Raw genomic sequence first — 17,785 nt, 5'->3', positions numbered from 1 at the left:
GCTTAAAAGCGAGTGCAATACCAGCGGCTCAGCGTTGCCCACTGCCGCTGCGGCGTTTGGATCCTGACCGTCAATCGGCGGCAATCACTCTCGGCATCGTCAAGCGCCGTCTCGCGTCGCCACCCTTCCGGCAGCGGTTCAGCCTCGAGCCGCCCGGTGACGGCAAACGCCTCCAGCTGCTGATGCGCCAGCCCCCAGGCTTGCCGGTAGTGCCACTGGCGCTGAAACGACTGCAACAGCACCTGATGATACTGTAACAAGCCCAGCAGCGACACCGAGAACAGCAAGGCCGCCACCAACACTTCCGGCAGGCTGAAGCCGTTGCGGGATATCCGCCCAGCCCGAGTGTTAACCGTCACAGTCGGCCAGCCTTTTCTCGGGGCAAAAATCCAGCCGACCGCCCGGCTGTGCTTGCACCTTGCCAGCGGCCTCCGCGCCGTTAAAGGTGCCCCATTGATACAACCATAGCGGTTCACCGCCGCGCATCTCGCCAAGCCCGCGTACCGTCACAACGCCCGATCTGGCAGACAGCCGAGCGCAGGCCGTCAGCTCCGCGCGCTGCCTGCATAACCAGGCCGCCGCACTCAGCTCGGCGCGTGGCCAGTGCTGGTTCATGCCCCAACTCAGCGCCGAAGCGGCCTGATTGTAAGCCTGAAGGTAACGCTGCTGATCGGCAGCCAGTAACAGCGCGTTATCCAACTGCCGATGCTGAGCGTTAAGCAACATCAGCCCCAGCGCCAACAGCAACATCACCGCCGCCAGGGTGCTACCGCCTCGCTGGGTGCGCCGGTTCATGGCAGCGCCGCCATTTCGACGCTCCCGCTCAGGCTGCGCCCGATACGTGCATCGCTGGCGGAGCGCCCCGCCAGCGTCAGGCGAGCCAAGGTCGCGCCGTGATTGCCCCGCTCTATCGCCACATGAAACCGCTCAATACGCACCTCGTCATGGTCGAGTAGCCGCTCCCAGCCACCGCCATCGCATTGGCTCACGCCGCGCTGCCCTTCCAAGCCGCCATTGCGCAGCCGGTAACCGAAATAGCCTGCATCCTCGCCCGAAGTGAGCCATTGCCCGCTGCGAGCAATGTCGTAGGCGACGATAACGCAGCTGCCCGCCGCTTCTCCCGCAGCCTGGCCGATCAGCAGCGGCCGGCCGGCGCACTGCCCGGCGCAAAAACCGGCGCGGCGCAGATCTTTCTCAATGCCGAACGCCAACTGCCGCAGCGTTGACTCCAGCCGAAAGTGCTGGCCGACGGCCACGCTTTGCTGGCGCAACAGCGGGTAAGTTTTCGCCGCGCCGAGCGCGATTACGCTGCCGAAGACCAACGCCAACATCACCTCCGGCAAGGTAAAACCGCGTTCTGGAGTCAACATAGCGCCATGCCCCTGAGCCGCTGCCCTTCGCTGCACAAACGCAGCCGCCCACGGGCGGACAGCACCAGCCGCAGGCTGCCTGCGTCGTTGCTGAGAAGGATGTGCCCCGCCTGAGCGGTATTGCGCAAACCGTAAAACCCAATCTCTTTGCCGGTGTAGCCGCTCAGCGCAACGTCGCGATAAGACGGCGAGAAGGCAGAGCCTTCGGCGGAAGCGCAATCCGGCGGCGGCACGCCACCGCCCAAACACCAGGGCGTGCCGTTCTTGAACCACAGCAGCGTCGTGCGGTTACGCCAGTTGGCGTCCGCCTGCAAGCGCAGCAGAAACGCCAGCAGCTGTTGGGCCGTGTGTTCCAGCCGCAGCGCTTGCTGATGATAGCGCCATTGCCCGACGCCCCAGCCGGTCAGCATGGCGGCGATCAATATCGCCGCCAACAGCTCAATCAACGTCATGCCACGCTGGCGATCATCAATGTTCGAGAGAGTATTGTCGTTCATGCCGCCAGTGTAAGGGCCGTAACAACGAGGTAAAGCCGCATGCGCAAGCGCTGCGGCAAGCTGCGCAATGTTTCCTCTACGACGGCAGGCGGCGACAAAAAAATGCGGCGCGGTGCGCAATGCGGATAAAAAAAGGGGCGCAATCGCTGCGCCCCTGATGTGATGCGGTTAAGGTCAGATCGCGACCGGCGCCTTGATGGCCGGATGCGGATCGTAACCTTCGATCTCGAAGTCTTCGAAACGGTAATCGAACAGCGAAGCCGGCTTGCGTTTGATCACCAGTTTCGGCAACGGACGCGGTTCACGCGTCAGCTGCAGCTGAGTCTGTTCCATGTGGTTGCTGTACAGGTGGGTATCGCCGCCGGTCCAGACGAAATCGCCCACTTCCAGATCGCACTGCTGCGCCATCATGTGCACCAACAGCGCGTAGCTGGCGATGTTGAACGGCAGGCCGAGGAAGACATCGCAGGAGCGCTGGTACAGCTGGCAAGAGAGCTTGCCGTCCGCTACGTAGAACTGGAAGAACGCGTGGCACGGCGCCAACGCCATCTGATCCAGCTCGCCGACGTTCCAGGCGGAAACGATGATGCGGCGCGAATCCGGATCCTGCTTCAGCTGTTGGAGCACGTTGCTCAGCTGATCGATCTGACGGCCGTCCGCTGCGCCCCAGGCGCGCCACTGTTTGCCGTACACCGGGCCGAGATCGCCGTTTTCATCGGCCCACTCGTCCCAAATGGTGACCTTGTTGTCACGCAGGTAGGCGATGTTGGTATCGCCGTTCAGGAACCATAACAGCTCATGAATGATCGAACGCAGATGACATTTCTTGGTGGTCACCAACGGGAAACCTTCCTGCAAATTGAAACGCATCTGGTGGCCGAAAATCGACAACGTGCCAGTGCCGGTACGGTCGGCTTTAGGGGTGCCCTCGGCGAGCACCTTGTTCATCAAATCCAGATACTGTTTCATTTGTCCCTCACGACAGTTGTTGCTGCGGGCGACGACGGTACGCCCAAATCATCATAATAACACCGGCCACCACCATCGGGATGGACAGGATCTGCCCCATGCTGATCACGCCGTCGAACAAGCCAAGCTGGGCATCCGGCTGGCGGAACGCCTCAACGATGATGCGGAATGCGCCATAACCGATCAGGAACAGGCCCGATACGGCGCCCATCGGCCGCGGCTTGCGAATAAACAGGTTCAGAATGATAAACAGCACCACGCCTTCCAGCAGCAGTTCATACAGCTGCGACGGGTGGCGCGGCAGTACGCCGTACTGGTTCAGCAGCGGCAGCAGAGAAGGATCGGCGGCGGCGAGGGCCACGTCTTCGCTGCGCGAACTTGGGAACAGCATCGCCCAAGGGGTATCGGTGGTCACGCGGCCCCACAGTTCACCGTTGATGAAGTTGCCGAGGCGGCCGGCACCCAGACCGAATGGGATCAGTGGCGCGATAAAATCTGAAACCTGGAAGAAGGTGCGTTTGGTGCGGCGAGCGAACCAGAACATCACCAGAATCACCCCCATCAAGCCGCCGTGGAACGACATGCCGCCATCCCAGACCTTGAACAGATAGAGCGGGTTATCCAGGAACAGCGGCAAGTTGTAGAACAGCACATAGCCTACGCGGCCGCCGACGAATACGCCCAGGAAACCGGCGTAGAGCAGGTTTTCAACTTCGTCTTTGGTCCAGCCGCTGCCCGGCTTGTTGGCGCGGCGCACCGCCAGCCACATGGCAAAAACGAAGCCGACCAGGTACATCAGGCCGTACCAATGCAAAGAAACCGGGCCAATGGAGAAAATGACCGGATCAAATTTAGGAAACGCCAGATAGCTATTGCTCATCTATCACCACAACATGTCTGTTATTTTTCCCCATGCGGGGGCGGCAGGTGCCAAGCGGCGACGGAGATTATCCCGCGCCTTGCAAACGGCAGCGTTAGCCGCTGTGGTGTGCAAGGCAACGAGCATGCGCCGCGCTGAGGTTGCGCATCATAACATAGGCTTAGCGCGGTCCGGTCCGGCAGGGCGGGAAAAGTTCTGTAAAAAAATCACACCGCACGGCGGCTATCGGCCCCCACGGATCAGCCCGCCCATGCCGCGCCGCTCCATAAACGCCGCCACCAGATGGCGCACTTCGGTGGTCATCTGGGTGTTCAACACCCGCTGCGCCAGCACTTCGGCGTCGGCAAGGTCGATATGCCGCAGCAGGTATTTGATGCGCGCCACGCTGCGGCCGTTCATGCTCAGATTACGATAGCCCATACCCACCAGCAACAGCGCGCCCATGGGATCGCCGGCCAGCTCACCGCAGAGGCTAAGCTGCAACCCGGCTGCTTTCCCCTGCTCGGCAATCAATCTCAGCACCTGCAACATCGCGGGATGCAAACTGTCGTACAACGAGGCGACCCGGGTGTTGTTGCGATCCACCGCCAGCAGGTACTGCGTCAAGTCGTTAGTGCCGACCGAGATGAAATCAACGCGACCGGCCAGATGCGGGATCAGGAAAATCATCGACGGCACTTCCAGCATCACGCCGATTTTCGGTTTCGGGATCGCGTAGCCGAGCACTTCTTCCACCTCGCGCCCGGCGCGGTCAATCAGGCGCTTAGCCTCGTCGACCTCTTCCAGGCTGGTGACCATCGGCAGCAGAATGCCCAGGTTGCCGGTGCCGGCGTTGGCACGCAGCATCGCGCGCACCTGAATCAAAAAGATCTCCGGCTGATCCAAGGTAATACGGATGCCGCGCCAGCCCAGGCAAGGGTTCTCTTCGCTGATCGGCATATAAGGCAGTTGCTTGTCGGCGCCTATGTCCAGGGTGCGCAGCGTGACCGGCTTGCTCGGGTAAAGCTGCAGCATGCCCTGGTACTGCGCGACCTGCTCCTCTTCGGAAGGGAAGCCGCTTTGCAGCATGAACGGGATTTCGGTGCGGTATAGCCCCACGCCATCCACCCGGCCGCCCAACAGCTGTTCATGTTCCGGGCTGAGGCCGGCATTCAGCATCACCTGAATGCGCTCGCCGCTTTTCAACTGCGCCGGCTGCTCGACGTCGTCTTCCGCCAGCTTGCTCAGCTCCAGCTCTTCGCTGATCAGCCGTTGATATTCCTGCACCAGTACCGGCTCAGGATCGACCAGCAGTTCACCGCGATAACCGTCGACGATCAGCAGCCGCTGGCTGAGCAGAGAAGGCTGGATGTCGGCGCCCATCACCGTCGGCACCCCCATCGCCCGCACCAGAATCGCCGCATGCGAGTTAGCGGCACCGTCGCGCACCACCACGCCGACCAGACGATCCTGCGGCACTTCGGCCAGCAATGTCGCGGTCAGTTCATCCGCCACCAGCACAAAACGCGCCGGCCACTGGGTGGCACCCTGGGTGGTGTCGTCGAGGTGGAACAGCAGGCGCTGGCCCAGCGCGCGCAGGTCGCTGCCGCGCTCGCGCATGTAGGTGTCCTGCAGTTTGGCGAACTGCTCGGCAAAGGTTTCTATCACCTGTTTCACCGCCCACTCCGCCACCGAACCGTTGTCGATTTCGGCGAACAATTCTCGCTTGAGACGGGCGTCGTTTAACAGGTGAGAATAAAGATCGAAGATCGCCGCGCTCTCTTTTTGCGAACTGGCGGCAAAACGCTTGCTGAAGCGGCGAAACTCCGCGCCGGCCTCTTCCAGCGCCAGCGTCAGGCGCTCGCGCTCGCTGGCGGTGTCCAGCGTCGACGCGCGGTAAACCTGATCGAGCGAAGGCTGGCTGCTGTCCTGCCACCCTTCCGCCACCGCCACGCCGGGCGAGGCCGCCAGCGCGCGCACGCGCGTTTGGCGATACTGGCCGAAAATGGCGTTGAGCTGCGACTGTGACAGGATCCCGGCCATCTGCGTGGCCAGGGTGACCATGAAAGACTCTTCGCTTTCGTCGAACTGGCGCAGTTCGCGCTGCTGCACCACCAGCACGCCCAGCAGCTGGCGCCGATGAATGATCGGCACCCCGAGGAAGGATCGGAAACGATCCTCTTTCACCTGCGGAACGTATTTGAAACTGGGGTGGCTTTGGGCATCGGCCAGGTTGATAGGCTCGGCCCGGCGGCCGACCAACCCGACGACGCCCTCGTCAAACGCCAATGCGATAGTGCGCCCGCGCGGCTTTTTCAGCCCGCGCGTGGCCATCAGGTAGTAACAGCGGCGATCGTTGTCCGCCAGGTAGATGGAACACACTTCGGTGTCCATCGCCAGACAGGTTTCATTGACCAGCAGATCCAGCGCATCCGTCAGACTGGCCGCCGCGGCCACCTTCTCTACAATTTCTCGCAAGCGCGTGAGCATAGTCGGCTTAACTTAACCTCTCTTTCGGCGATAAGCGGGGGCCTGCCGCGGCGCCGCCTGCTCTTGCATCGGCATCACGGTCACGGCGAATTCTTTCATCACCCGGCGGTAGACGTCGCGTTTGAACGACACCACCTGGCGCACCGGATACCAGAAGCTCACCCAGCGCCAACCGTCGAACTCCGGCGTGCTGCTGCGCTGCATATTGATATCAGCGTCATTGCACAGTAGCTGCAACAAAAACCATTTTTGCTTTTGGCCGATACAAACCGGCTTTGTGTCCCAACGCACCAAACGTTTCGGCAATTTATAGCGCAACCAGTTGCGGGTCGAAGCCAGGATGCGCACATCCTTTTTACTCAGCCCCACTTCTTCGAACAGCTCACGGTACATCGCCTGCTCCGCAGTTTCGCCAGGGTTAATCCCACCTTGGGGAAACTGCCAGGAGTGCTGACCGTAACGGCGGGCCCATAAGACCTGCCCCTGACGATTACAGATTACGATACCAACATTCGGGCGGTAGCCATCATCATCGATCACCGGACTACCTCGATAAGCTTAAATTCGCATAGATGTCCTGATTGTTTCACACAAGCTACAGGCGGTAAACCACTGCTTTACGGCGCTGCGGACCGGATAACATTGGGATAACTCACAGATATAGGCAAAGTTATAAACATACCCCAGCCTTTCGGGCCGGTTTTATTCACTTTTTCTGTGGATAGGTGTGTGCAGAACTCGAGGGATAAGCCGGTACAACTCTTAAACCCCAAAATCCCCCACCGCCCCCAAAAACACACATTCACCTTAAAAACATATACTTAATTAATGCCACATCATTATGTACAGAGTAAAAATGTGATCTATGCACGGTAAGGATCTTACCCTGGCGAAAGATCCACCAACGCCGTTTTTATCCACAGATTATCCGAGCAAGTTACGCACAAAACGGACAAATTCGTAAAAAACCGCCCGAGTCAAGGCTGTAAATTGAACCAGTGATCGGTAAAAATTTGGGTTATCCCATAAATCTGTGGATAAATAGGTGTAAGATCCTGTTTATTGTCGGTGGCTTCAGGTGAACAAGCCCCGCCAGTGCATTGCCTCCCCCGCAAGGAAATGAAAAAAGTCATGTAAAATCATGCTACTATTATTCTTTTCCCCAGGCGATGACGGTTATCGTTCGTCGTGCATAATTGCAGTACGTTTTTCAACCAAATTCGACAGGCTTGATTTATGGCGTTTTTATCCCCTTTGCCGCCCCCGCCGGAAAATGAACGGCAGCTGTTCGAGCGTGCTCAGGCGCTGGCCGGCGCCAGCTTTGGCGAGCTGGCCGCCCGCGCGCAGCTGCCGATCCCCAAGGATCTGAAGCGCGATAAGGGCTGGGTGGGCATGCTGCTGGAGCTGTACCTCGGCGCCATGGCCGGCAGCAAACCGGAGCAGGACTTTCCCGAACTGGGCATCGAGCTGAAAACCATTCCTGTCGACGCCGCCGGCAAACCGCTGGAAACCACTTTTGTCTGCGTCGCCCCGCTCACCGGCAACAGCGGCGTCACCTGGGCCAGCAGCCACGTTCGCCACAAGTTGGCGCGCGTCTTGTGGATACCGGTAGAAGGCGAACGGCAGATCCCGCTGGCCGAACGCCGCGTCGGCTCGCCGCTGCTGTGGAGCCCGAGCGCCGCAGAAGAAGAGAGTCTGCGCCGCGATTGGGAAGAGTTGATGGATCTGATCGTACTCGGCCACGTAGAGCGCATCACCGCGCGCCACGGCGAAGTGTTGCAGCTGCGCCCCAAAGCCGCCAACAGTAAGGCGCTCACCGAAGCCATCGGCGAACAGGGGCAACCTATCATGACGCTGCCGCGCGGTTTCTATCTGAAAAAGAGTTTTACCGGCGCGCTGCTGGCAAGACATTTCTCAATCTAAGCGATTTCGTTTAACTCTGGTTTAGCTAACCCTGTCAGCGCCACGATAAACGCGTATAATTCACGCTTTGCATTTATTAAGTATTAAGGTGTGCCGGGCAATGTTCGAATGGATTATGGATCCCAATGCCTGGTTAGCGTTAGGTACGCTAACCATTCTTGAGATCGTACTGGGTATTGATAACATCATTTTTCTGTCGCTGGTGGTGGCCAAGCTGCCCAAAGCGCAACAGAACAAAGCTCGCCGGCTCGGTCTGGCCGCCGCCATGATTATGCGCCTGGCGCTGTTGGCCTCCATCGCCTGGGTGATCCGCTTGACGCACCCGCTGTTTACCGTGTGGGATCACGCCATTTCCGCCCGCGATCTGATCCTGCTGTTAGGGGGGCTGTTCCTGATCTGGAAAGCCAGCAAAGAGATCCACGAAACCATCGAAGGCACGGAAGAAGAGCACCACACCAAGGTGCACAGCTTCTTCGGCGCGATCGTGCAGATCATGCTGCTCGATATTATCTTCAGTCTGGACTCGGTGATTACCGCCGTGGGCCTTTCCGACCATCTGTTCATCATGATGGCGGCAGTAGTGATCGCCGTCGGTGTGATGATGTTCGCCGCCCGGCCGATCGGTGAGTTCGTCAATCGCCATCCGTCGGTGAAAATGCTGGCGCTGGCGTTCCTGATCCTGGTGGGCTTCACGCTGATGCTGGAAAGTTTCCAGGTGCACGTGCCGAAAGGCTACATCTACTTCGCCATGTTCTTCTCGATGTCGGTAGAAGCGCTCAATCTGATGCGCAGCAAGAAAAACCGCTCGCCGGAATAACCCTACCCGGAAGCCGCCATCGGCGGCTTCCATCGCTTCGTTGACCTCTCATTTCACTTTTTCTTATCAGATAAAGACTTATCTGAGACGCCCTTCGCCGAGAGTTTGCTAATCTTGAAATAACAACCTTTTCTGGATAATCGAGGATCCGCAGGATGAAAAAGTGGGTAATGGCAGTGTCTGCGCTGGTGATGGTGGCCGGCCTGGCGGGATGTTCCAGCGACTACGTGATGGCGACCAAAGACGGCAACATGATCCTGACGCAAGGTAAGCCAGAGATCGACAAAGATACTGGCCTCATCAGCTATAAAGACGAGAAAGGCAACCACCGCCAGATCAACGGCGATCAGGTTTCCCAGGTTATCGAACGCTAATCACCGCCCGCCGGCTATCGCCCGCGCGAGCGCGGTAGCCCTCATTCGTGTCCGCACGGAATCCGCTTCCCCCATCTTCACCGCTTGGTTATAGTCAGGAAAGGCGACATCGCCGCCCGACGGACTTTGCGCCGTCTTCTGACATTGGGCTCCTGTTTCACCGGGCCGCGCGGCCCGTCAGCGCTAACAAGAAAGGAAGGCCGTTAATGCAATACCACCGTATTCCCCACAGTTCTTTAGAAGTGAGCGTACTGGGACTGGGCACCATGACCTTTGGCGAACAGAACACCGAAGCCGACGCCCATGCGCAACTGGACTATGCATTGGCCGCAGGCGTGAACCTGATAGATACCGCCGAACTGTATCCGGTGCCGCCCCGCCCGGAAACCCAGGGCCTGACCGAGAGCTATATCGGCAGCTGGATCAAGGCACGCGGCAATCGCGAAAAAATCGTCCTGGCCAGCAAAGTCTCGGGCCCGGTGCGCGGCACCGACAGCAGCATCCGCCCGCAGCAGGCGCTCGATCGCAAGAACATCCGCGCCGCTCTCGACGCCAGCCTCAAGCGGCTGAACACCGATTATCTCGATCTTTACCAATTGCACTGGCCGCAGCGCGCCACCAACTGCTTTGGCAAACTCAACTATCAATACACCGATGACAAAGCTACGGTTACGCTGCTGGAAACGCTGGAGGCGCTGACCGAGCAGGTGCGCGCCGGCAAGATTCGCTATATCGGGGTTTCCAATGAAACGCCCTGGGGCGTGATGCGCTACCTGCAGCTGGCGGAGAAACACGAGCTGCCGCGCATCGTGTCGATTCAAAACCCGTACAGCCTGCTGAACCGCAGCTTTGAGATTGGCTTGGCTGAGATCAGCCAGCACGAAGGGGTGGAACTGCTGGCCTATTCCAGCCTGGCGTTCGGTACTCTGAGCGGCAAATACCTCAACGGCGCTAAACCGGCCGGTGCGCGCAATACGCTGTTCACCCGCTTCAACCGTTATTCAGGGCAGCAAACCCAGCTGGCGATCGCCGAGTACGTGGCGCTGGCCAAAAAACACGGTCTGGATCCTTCGCAGATGGCCTTGGCCTTCGTGCGTCAGCAACCGTTCGTCGCCAGCACCCTGCTGGGCGCCACCACGGTGGAGCAGTTGAAAATCAACATCGACAGCCTCGATGTGGTATTGGATGAGGACGTGCTGCAGGCGCTGGAAGAGATCCATACCCGGTTTACCATTCCGGCACCTTAATACAGCCGAGGCGCAGCCTGGCTGCGCCCCGTTTTTTACCGCCGCTGCGACCACCATAGCACGCTAATCGCCAGCGCAAACACCACGCCAAACCCTACGCCGACGCCCACCACCGGCACGCCCAGCTTCACCACCAGCGAATACAGCGCCAGCATCAGCAACATGGCGGCGTTTTCACCCAGGTTTTGCACCGCGATCGCATTGCCGGCGCCGACCGAATGCTTGCCCCGCTCCTGCAGCAACGCATTGAGCGGCACCACGAAGAAGCCCCCCAGCATGCCGATGATCGCCAGCAAGACATAGGCATTGAGCATGGTGGTTTGCAGCGCGAACACCGCGACCGCGACGCCGATCAGGATCCCGGCCGGCATGCAGCGTTTTACCGTCTTCAGCGTGACGAAGCGCGCGGCAGCGCCGGCCCCCACCACGATACCTACGGCCACCATGGCGTTCAGCAGCGTCGGCGTGGCGTTATCGGCGATACCGAGCGCCACCGGCACCCACAGCACCAGCAGAAAACGCAGCGTCACGCCGGCCCCCCAGAACAGGCTGGTGCCGATCAAGGAGAAACGCGTCTGCCCATCGCGCCATAACGTGACGCAGGCGGTAAAGAAGCTGTTCGTCATGGCCTGCGGGCGCCAGGAGGCCCCCGGGCGCGCCGCCGCCAGACGCGGAATATACAGGTTGGCGACCACCGCTCCCGCGTAAACCAAGGCGCAGGCCGCCAGCGCCGCGACCACATGCCAGTCCGCCAGAATACCGCCGGCCACCGAACCGGTCAGAATGGCGGCGATGGTCGAGGCCTCCATCAGGCCGTTAGCCTTGACCAGCTTCTCGCCGCTGGTGATCTCGCCCAGAATGCCGTATTTGGCCGGCGAATACGCAGCGGCCCCCACGCCGACCAGGCTGTAACCGAGAAACGGGTTGAACCCAAAGCAGATCACCAACGCCCCCGCCAGCTTCAGGGCGTTGGCGAACATCATCACCCGCCCTTTGGCGAAGCTGTCGGCCACCTGGCCGACAAACGGTGCCAGGATGATGTAGGTAGCAACAAAGGCCATCTGCAGGATCGGCTGGCTCCAGTCCGGATACAGCTGCTGCTTGATCAACGCCAGCGTGGCGAACAGCAGCGCATTGTCGCCGAACGCCGAGAGGAACTGCGCGCTGATGACGGCGATCATGCCGCGTGACAACAAAGGGGATTCGGTCGAAGGATTCATCAGGCACTCTCCGGCTGTTCGGCCATATGACGCAGGGTGACAAAATCGGGTTTGCCGCTGCCGAGCACCGGCAGCGTTTTCAACAGGCGAATATCACGCGGCACCGCCAGCTCCGGGCTGCCCAGCTCGCGCGCCACCCGCAGCAATGCCTCGCGGGTGATGGCGGGATCGGTGGTGAACAGCACCAGCGCCTCGCCTTTACTGCTGTCGCTTTTGGCGGTGGCGGCATGCAGTTTTTCCGGCGACAGCCGCTGCGCCAGCAATTCGACGCTCTCGAGCGACACCATCTCCCCCGCCAGCTTGGCGAAGCGCTTCACGCGGCCGCGAATGGTGCAGTAACCCTGCTCATCCAGGCTGACGATATCGCCAGTGTCGTACCAGCCCGGCTGCAGCACGCCGTTCTCATCTTCCGCCGCCGGCGGCTCCAGCTCGCCGGGGCGCTCAACCCGCAGATAGCCTTTCATGATATTCGGCCCCTTCAGCTGCAGGCGGCCGCCGTTATCGATGCCCGGCACCGCGATCAGGCGCGCCTCCATCTGCGGCATGATGCGGCCAACGGTGCCCACTTTCGTCGCCAGCGGCACGTTAATGGAGACCACCGGCGCGCACTCGGTCACGCCATAGCCTTCCAGGATGCGGATGCCGTATTTGTCCTGGTAGATCTGTTTGGTGCTGTCCGCCAGTTTTTCCGCGCCGGCCACCACGTAGCGCAGGCGGGCGAAATCATACGGATGCGCGAAGCGCGCATAGTTGTTGAGGAAGGTCGCCGTGCCGAACAGCACCGTGCAGTTGCGGTCATACACCAGCTCCGGCACCACGCGATAATGAAGTGGGCTGGGGTAGAGAAAAATGCGGCTGCCGGTGATCAGCGGCGTGAGCAGCCCCACCGTCAGACCGAACGAGTGGAACAGCGGCAGCGACGACATGAAGCGGTCGCGCGGCGTGAAGTCGGCGATGGTGCGAATTTGTTCTACGTTGGCCAGCAGGCTGGCGTGCGAATGCACCACGCCCTTGGGGTGGCCTTCGGAACCGGAAGTGAACAGGATCAGCGCCGCGTCTTCCGGGCGTTGCGGCAACGCCGCGCGCTGCGGCTGCAGCAAATGCCGCAAAATCCACAGCTTGTCCGCCAGCGTGACCGTATCTTTCAAATCTTCCAGATACACCCAGTTGGCCTGCGGCACCTGTTCCGGCAGGTGAGTCAGCTTGCCCTTTTCCAGAAACTGGCGCGAGGTGACGATGGTCTTGATGTCGGCGGCAGTCATCGCGCTGTTCAGACCGTTGGCGCCGGCGGTGTAGTTGAGCATCGCCGGGATACGGTTGCGCAGCGAAGCGCCGAAGATCGCCGCCGCGGTGATGGTGGCGTTCGGCAACAGCAGGCCGACGTGTTCCCCTTCGGCGGTAAAGCGCTGCAGAATACGGCTGACGCCCAGCGATTTCTTGATCAACGTCTGGTAACTGTCTTCTTTGAAAGCGATGTCTTCGATACAGGGCTTGCGGCGCCCGTAGCGGTGCTGCGCCGCCAGCAAGGCATGGAACAGCGTCTGCGGTTCACGCGTATCCATCCGCGCCCGCATCATGATCTGCATCAGCCGATCGCCCGCCAGCGCCCGGCGTTCACGCGCGCGCGGCGCTTCCGGCATCGGCAGCGTGGTCGGCGGCAAGATGCGGATGCTGATTCGCGGGAACCAGCGGATCTTGAATACCCCGGCCATGCGGCCGAACGGGCTGAATTCGGGGCCGTCGATCCGCACCGGCACCACGGTGGCGCCCGATTTGGCGGCGATAAACGCCGCGCCATCGTAGATTTTCATCAGCGCGCCGGTCACGGTGATACGCCCTTCAGGGAACACCACGATCGGCCGCCCCTGCTCGACCATCCGCACCAGCTGTTTGATGGCCATCGGCTTGGTGGGATCGAGCGAGACGAAATCGATGTAGGGCCGCAGCCAGCGCATAAACCAGCTCTCGCCGATGCTGGCGTAAACCGCAAACACCGGTTTAATCGGCAGAAACAGCGCCAGCAGCACGCCGTCGAGGAAAGAGACGTGGTTCGGCGTAATCAGCAGTTTTTGCCGCTCGAAGTGCTGGATATCCCCTTCGACCCGAACCCGAAACAGCAGGCGAAACAGCGCGCGCAGCAGTGAAAAGATCATGCCCTTCTCCCTTGGCCATGGAGGCGTAAATCGTTGTAGGGAAAAGAATACTATATGGCAGGCAAAAAAAAACCTACGCATCCGCGTAGGTTGGTGCAATTGAAAATGGCTTCAACATACAGAGTATGCTGATTTCTCACCAATCAATACCTCTGGGATCACCTACTCTAGAGAGATGGCGTGCAGGAAACTACCGGCGAATCGCAAGAGTTCTGCTCCAAATGCAACCAGCTGTAAATTTCCCGCGATCTGCTGTAATAACTCAATGAAACTTAAACCTTCCCGCAGCGGCGAAAAAAATAAATATAACAACGACGGCGAGCCGGTTATCCCGACGTGAAATCGTCATTCATCGCGCGCTGACCTCCACCAGGCAGCTCATGGCGTTCGGCCCCTGCGTCAACGATGAGGTGCCGATATCCAGCGTCAGCACGTTCGGGTTGCCCGCCTGTTCGACCGGCCGGCGCTGCGCGTCGTAACCCGGCTCGAACCAGGCGCCGGTCGCCATCAGCACCACGCCGCGCGTCACGCCGTCGGTGAGGGACGCCCCTGCCAGGCAGCTGCCGCGCGCATTGCTGACCAGCACTTCGCTACCCTCTGCCACGCCGCGCTGCGCCGCGTCTTCCGGATGCATATACAGGGTTTCGCGCCCGGCGGTCTTATTGCCCTGCGCCAGCGGCGCCGGATCCATCTGGCTGTGCAGACGATCGCTCGGCTGGATGGAGATCAAATGCAGCGGCCAGGTTTTGGCCTGCGGCGCGCCCAGCCACTCCACCGGCGGCCGCCACTGCGGATGCGGCGCGAAATCCTCGTAGCGATAACCGGCGATCCGCTCGCTGAACAGTTCGATCTTGCCGCTGGGCGTCTGCAGCGGACTAGCCTGCGGATCGGCGCGGAACGCGTCAAAAAAGACGAATTCCTTGGCCGGCGCGGGCAGTTCGACATAGCCCCGGTGCCAAAAATCCTCAAACTCGGGCCAGGCGACGCCGGCACGCCGCTGCGCCACGCCGCATTGCCGATAGATCTCTTCGATCCAGGCCCGCTCGTCGCGGTTTTCGGTAAAGCGTTCGCGATAACCCAGGCGCTCCGCCAGATCGGCGAAGATATCAAAATCGTTGCGCGCCTGATGCTGCGGCGCAATCGCCTGATGCATCGCCAGCACGTAGCGATCGCGCGAGGAGCCGCCGATATCGTTGCGCTCCAGCGAGCTGGTGACCGGCAACACGATATCCGCCATTTTGGCCGCCGCCGTCCACCAGATATCTTGTACGATCACCGTATCCGGCTTCTGCCAGCCTTCCACCAGCCGGTTCAGCTGCTGATGATGATGGAACGGGTTGCCGCCGGCCCAGTGCACCAGGTGGACATCCGGGTACTGGCGCGTCTCGCCGCAAAATTGATAGGCTTCGCCGGGGTGCAGCAGCATGTCGCAGATGCGCGCCACCGGGATCGCCAGCCCGGCCGGGTTATCCCCTACCGGCATGGTCGGCGCGGGGGTGTCCACGCGCGGGTTACCGACGCCGTTCATCGATCCGTGACCGAAGGAAAAGCCGCCGCCCGGCAGCCCCACCTGGCCCAGCATCGCCGACAGCGCGATCATCATCCAATAGGGTTGCTCACCGCGGTGCGCCCGCTGCACCGAGTAGGAACAGGTGATGAAGCTGCGCACGCCGATCAGCTGCCGCGCCAGCCGCGCGATGCGCGCCGCCGGAATGCCGGTAATGGCGCTGGCCCAGGCCGGCGTTTTTACCACGCCGTCGCTCACGCCGTTCAGGTAATCCGCCAGCTGTTGATAGCCTACGCAGTGGCTGTGCAGGAAGGCTTCGTCGTGCGCACCCAGCTGCTGGATTTCGTAAGCCAGCGCCAGCATCAGCGCCACGTCGGTATTCGGCCGGATCGGGATCCACTCCGCGTTGACGAACCCGGGGCAGTCGTCGCGCATCGGGCTGATGTTGACAACCGGCGTGCCCTTCTGCGCCAGCTTTTGCAGCCAGGGCTTGAGCGCATGCTCCGCCGCGCCGCCGGAAGAGACCTGGGCGTTTTTCAGCGCCAGCCCGCCAAACGCCACAAACAGCTCGCAATGCTCCACCACGCTCGGCCAGCTGGTGACGCGCCCGGTCAACGGCGAAAAAGTGCCGATCACATACGGCAGGAAAAACTGCGCCGCGCCCCAGCTGTAGTTGCCCTGCTGATCGACCCCGCCGCCGCCGCTGAAATAGAACCGCCGTACCAGCGAACGCGCATGATGCAAACGCCCGGCCGACGACCAGCCATAAGAGCCGGTAAACAGCCCGGAGGCACCGTAGCGATCGCGCACCCGGCGGTTCTCCTGCGCCACCAAATCGAGCGCCAGCTCCCAGTCCACCTCGACGAAGTCTTCCCTGCCGCGCAGCGTGCGGTCGCTGCCCTCGCGCTTTTGCAGCCACGAGCGGCGCACCGCCGGCTTGCGAATACGTTTGTCGGAGTAAACCATCGGTGCGATGGAATCGAGCAATGGCGAAGGATCGGGATCGTCGGCGAAGGGTTCACAGCGGATAAGCCGGCCGTCTTCAACCACGGCGGTATAAGCGCCCCAATGGGCGAGCTGCGGATAGCGTTTAATGGACATGGCGTTCTCGGCGCAAATCGGAATGCACAGACGTTACCTCAGCCCGCCGCCAGAGCCAACGTACAAATTGCGCTATCGTTCGGCAGCCGATGGTTATGCGTACAGACGCGAAGAGATTCTGCAACGGCCGCCACAAGTTGCGCACGAGACCGCTTGCAGCCCCGGTTTTTTTCCGCAAAACTGAGGGATGTAAGCGATTACCCAGGATGTGTTGACTGATATGGCTACGATAAAGGATGTTGCCAGGCTGGCGGGAGTTTCCGTGGCCACGGTATCCCGCGTGATAAATAATTCCCCCAAGGCCAGCGAAGGGTCGCGCACCGCGGTGCTGGCCGCCATGGAACAGCTGCAGTATCACCCTAACGCCAACGCTCGGGCGCTGGCGCAGCAATCCACCGAGACGCTGGGCCTGATCGTCTCCGACGTTTCCGACCCCTTCTTCGGCGCGATGGTCAAAGCGGTCGAGCAGGTGGCCTACGCCACCCACAATTTTCTGCTGATTGGCAACGGTTACCACGACGCCGAAAAAGAGCGCCAGGCGATTGAACAGCTGGTGCGGCACCGCTGCGAGGCGCTGGTGGTGCACGCCAAGAGACTGAGCGATCGGGAACTTTGCGGCTGGATGCAACAGATCCCGGGCATGGTGCTGATCAACCGCACGCTGCCGGGTTTTGAAACGCGCTGCGTGGCGCTCGACGATCGCTACGGCGCCTGGCTGGCGACCCGGCATCTGATCCAGCAAGGGCATCAGCGCATCGCCATCATCTGCTCCACCCACCAGATTTCCGACGCCACCGATCGCCTGCAGGGCTATCTCGACGCGCTGCAGGAGCACGGCATTGCGGTGGATGAAAAGCTGATCGCCTACGGCGAGCCGGACGAGATCGGCGGCGAACAGGCGATGACTGAATTGCTCGGCCGCGGCCGTTCGTTCTCCGCCGTTACCTGCTACAACGATCCGATGGCCGCCGGCGCGCTGTCGGTGCTGAGCGACAACAGCGTCGACGTGCCGGGGGAAATTTCGCTGATCGGTTTCGACGACGTGCTGATTTCGCGCTACCTGCGGCCGCGCCTGACCACCATTCGCTACCCGATCGTAGCGATGGCCACCCAGGCGGCGGAACTCGCCCTGGCCTTGGCCAATCGCCAACCGCTGCCGGAAATCACCAACATGTTCAGCCCGACGCTGGTGCGCCGCCACTCGGTCGCCACCCTCAACAACGCGCACGAACAGCCGTAATTCGCGCCGCCGCATGAC

Annotated in this window: 16 protein-coding genes; 5 read left to right on the top strand and 11 right to left on the bottom strand. The window is 60.9% G+C overall.

Annotated elements, in window-relative coordinates; all coding sequences use genetic code 11:
* Window positions 1-2 precede the first annotated feature (2 nt).
* From AWX27_RS14010 to rppH, 8 genes are all read right to left on the bottom strand, one after another.
* Window positions 3-359, bottom strand: coding sequence for a prepilin-type N-terminal cleavage/methylation domain-containing protein (locus tag AWX27_RS14010; protein ID WP_060423018.1), 357 nt, complete (start codon window positions 357-359; stop codon window positions 3-5).
* Window positions 349-795, bottom strand: coding sequence for a YgdB family protein (locus AWX27_RS14005; protein WP_060423015.1), 447 nt, complete (start codon window positions 793-795; stop codon window positions 349-351). Before AWX27_RS14005 ends, AWX27_RS14010 begins: the two co-directional genes overlap by 11 nt.
* Window positions 792-1,370, bottom strand: coding sequence for a prepilin peptidase-dependent protein (locus AWX27_RS14000; RefSeq protein WP_060423012.1), 579 nt, complete (start codon window positions 1,368-1,370; stop codon window positions 792-794). Before AWX27_RS14000 ends, AWX27_RS14005 begins: the two co-directional genes overlap by 4 nt.
* Window positions 1,364-1,867 carry a prepilin peptidase-dependent protein gene (locus AWX27_RS13995; protein WP_060423010.1) on the bottom strand — a complete coding sequence of 168 codons (504 nt, stop codon included), beginning with the start codon at window positions 1,865-1,867 and terminating at the stop codon, window positions 1,364-1,366. The genes AWX27_RS14000 and AWX27_RS13995 overlap by 7 nt, the downstream gene beginning before the upstream one ends.
* A gap of 174 nt (window positions 1,868-2,041) precedes the next feature.
* Complete coding sequence (gene thyA, locus AWX27_RS13990; protein WP_016929918.1) at window positions 2,042-2,836, bottom strand: thymidylate synthase; 795 nt, start codon at window positions 2,834-2,836, stop codon at window positions 2,042-2,044.
* A 7-nt stretch (window positions 2,837-2,843) separates the two neighbouring features.
* Window positions 2,844-3,716: a prolipoprotein diacylglyceryl transferase gene (gene lgt, locus AWX27_RS13985; protein WP_015378920.1), complete on the bottom strand. Its 873-nt coding sequence runs from the start codon at window positions 3,714-3,716 to the stop codon at window positions 2,844-2,846.
* 222 nt (window positions 3,717-3,938) lie between these two features.
* Window positions 3,939-6,185 (bottom strand): phosphoenolpyruvate--protein phosphotransferase, encoded by a 2,247-nt coding sequence (ptsP, locus tag AWX27_RS13980; RefSeq protein WP_038878700.1) that lies wholly within the window; start codon window positions 6,183-6,185, stop codon window positions 3,939-3,941.
* A gap of 12 nt (window positions 6,186-6,197) precedes the next feature.
* Complete coding sequence (gene rppH / locus AWX27_RS13975) at window positions 6,198-6,725, bottom strand: RNA pyrophosphohydrolase (protein WP_004931849.1); 528 nt, start codon at window positions 6,723-6,725, stop codon at window positions 6,198-6,200.
* A 696-nt stretch (window positions 6,726-7,421) separates the two neighbouring features.
* Between rppH and mutH the strand changes: the two genes are divergently transcribed.
* The 4 genes from mutH (at window position 7,422) to AWX27_RS13955 (ending at window position 10,546) form a co-directional block, all read left to right on the top strand.
* The gene (gene mutH, locus AWX27_RS13970; RefSeq protein WP_038878695.1) at window positions 7,422-8,108 is read left to right on the top strand and encodes a DNA mismatch repair endonuclease MutH; all 687 of its coding nucleotides are present in this window, start codon (window positions 7,422-7,424) and stop codon (window positions 8,106-8,108) included.
* A gap of 100 nt (window positions 8,109-8,208) precedes the next feature.
* Entirely contained in the window at window positions 8,209-8,925 is a 717-nt protein-coding gene (locus AWX27_RS13965; protein WP_049273516.1) for a TerC family protein, read from the top strand.
* 155 nt (window positions 8,926-9,080) lie between these two features.
* Window positions 9,081-9,299 (top strand): YgdI/YgdR family lipoprotein, encoded by a 219-nt coding sequence (locus AWX27_RS13960; protein WP_038878690.1) that lies wholly within the window; start codon window positions 9,081-9,083, stop codon window positions 9,297-9,299.
* 206 nt (window positions 9,300-9,505) lie between these two features.
* Window positions 9,506-10,546 carry an NADP(H)-dependent aldo-keto reductase gene (locus tag AWX27_RS13955; RefSeq protein ID WP_060423007.1) on the top strand — a complete coding sequence of 347 codons (1,041 nt, stop codon included), beginning with the start codon at window positions 9,506-9,508 and terminating at the stop codon, window positions 10,544-10,546.
* Window positions 10,547-10,581: 35 nt separating this feature from the next.
* Here AWX27_RS13955 and lplT read toward each other — a convergent pair whose 3' ends face one another.
* From lplT to AWX27_RS13940, 3 genes are all read right to left on the bottom strand, one after another.
* Window positions 10,582-11,766, bottom strand: a complete 1,185-nt coding sequence (gene lplT, locus AWX27_RS13950) for a lysophospholipid transporter LplT (protein WP_060423003.1) — start codon at window positions 11,764-11,766, stop codon at window positions 10,582-10,584.
* Window positions 11,766-13,919, bottom strand: a complete 2,154-nt coding sequence (gene aas / locus AWX27_RS13945; protein ID WP_060422999.1) for a bifunctional acyl-ACP--phospholipid O-acyltransferase/long-chain-fatty-acid--ACP ligase — start codon at window positions 13,917-13,919, stop codon at window positions 11,766-11,768. The genes lplT and aas overlap by 1 nt, the downstream gene beginning before the upstream one ends.
* 349 nt (window positions 13,920-14,268) lie before the next feature.
* Window positions 14,269-16,527, bottom strand: a complete 2,259-nt coding sequence (locus AWX27_RS13940; RefSeq protein ID WP_060422996.1) for a molybdopterin guanine dinucleotide-containing S/N-oxide reductase — start codon at window positions 16,525-16,527, stop codon at window positions 14,269-14,271.
* A 220-nt stretch (window positions 16,528-16,747) separates the two neighbouring features.
* Between AWX27_RS13940 and galR the strand changes: the two genes are divergently transcribed.
* A complete protein-coding gene (gene galR, locus AWX27_RS13935; protein WP_060422992.1) occupies window positions 16,748-17,767 on the top strand; it encodes an HTH-type transcriptional regulator GalR in 1,020 nt (339 codons plus the stop codon).
* Window positions 17,768-17,785: the final 18 nt, after the last annotated feature.

The sequence above is a fragment of the Serratia sp. 2880STDY5682894 genome, from assembly GCF_001537385.1.
GTDB lineage: Bacteria > Pseudomonadota > Gammaproteobacteria > Enterobacterales > Enterobacteriaceae > Serratia > Serratia nevei.
This window is presented reverse-complemented; position numbering and strand designations above follow the sequence as displayed.

Bases quoted from the DNA above. Each gene is read 5' to 3' on its own strand.
- AWX27_RS13960 (WP_038878690.1), top strand. From the start codon at position 9,081: ATGAAAAAGTGGGTAATGGCAGTGTCTGCGCTGGTGATGGTGGCCGGC.
- aas (WP_060422999.1), bottom strand. From the start codon at position 13,919: ATGATCTTTTCACTGCTGCGCGCGCTGTTTCGCCTGCTGTTTCGGGTT.
- AWX27_RS13965 (WP_049273516.1), top strand. From the start codon at position 8,209: ATGTTCGAATGGATTATGGATCCCAATGCCTGGTTAGCGTTAGGTACG.
- AWX27_RS14000 (WP_060423012.1), bottom strand. From the start codon at position 1,370: ATGTTGACTCCAGAACGCGGTTTTACCTTGCCGGAGGTGATGTTGGCG.
- thyA (WP_016929918.1), bottom strand. From the start codon at position 2,836: ATGAAACAGTATCTGGATTTGATGAACAAGGTGCTCGCCGAGGGCACC.
- ptsP (WP_038878700.1), bottom strand. From the start codon at position 6,185: ATGCTCACGCGCTTGCGAGAAATTGTAGAGAAGGTGGCCGCGGCGGCC.
- AWX27_RS13955 (WP_060423007.1), top strand. From the start codon at position 9,506: ATGCAATACCACCGTATTCCCCACAGTTCTTTAGAAGTGAGCGTACTG.
- AWX27_RS14005 (WP_060423015.1), bottom strand. From the start codon at position 795: ATGAACCGGCGCACCCAGCGAGGCGGTAGCACCCTGGCGGCGGTGATG.
- lplT (WP_060423003.1), bottom strand. From the start codon at position 11,766: ATGAATCCTTCGACCGAATCCCCTTTGTTGTCACGCGGCATGATCGCC.
- lgt (WP_015378920.1), bottom strand. From the start codon at position 3,716: ATGAGCAATAGCTATCTGGCGTTTCCTAAATTTGATCCGGTCATTTTC.
- AWX27_RS13995 (WP_060423010.1), bottom strand. From the start codon at position 1,867: ATGAACGACAATACTCTCTCGAACATTGATGATCGCCAGCGTGGCATG.
- mutH (WP_038878695.1), top strand. From the start codon at position 7,422: ATGGCGTTTTTATCCCCTTTGCCGCCCCCGCCGGAAAATGAACGGCAG.
- AWX27_RS13940 (WP_060422996.1), bottom strand. From the start codon at position 16,527: ATGTCCATTAAACGCTATCCGCAGCTCGCCCATTGGGGCGCTTATACC.
- galR (WP_060422992.1), top strand. From the start codon at position 16,748: ATGGCTACGATAAAGGATGTTGCCAGGCTGGCGGGAGTTTCCGTGGCC.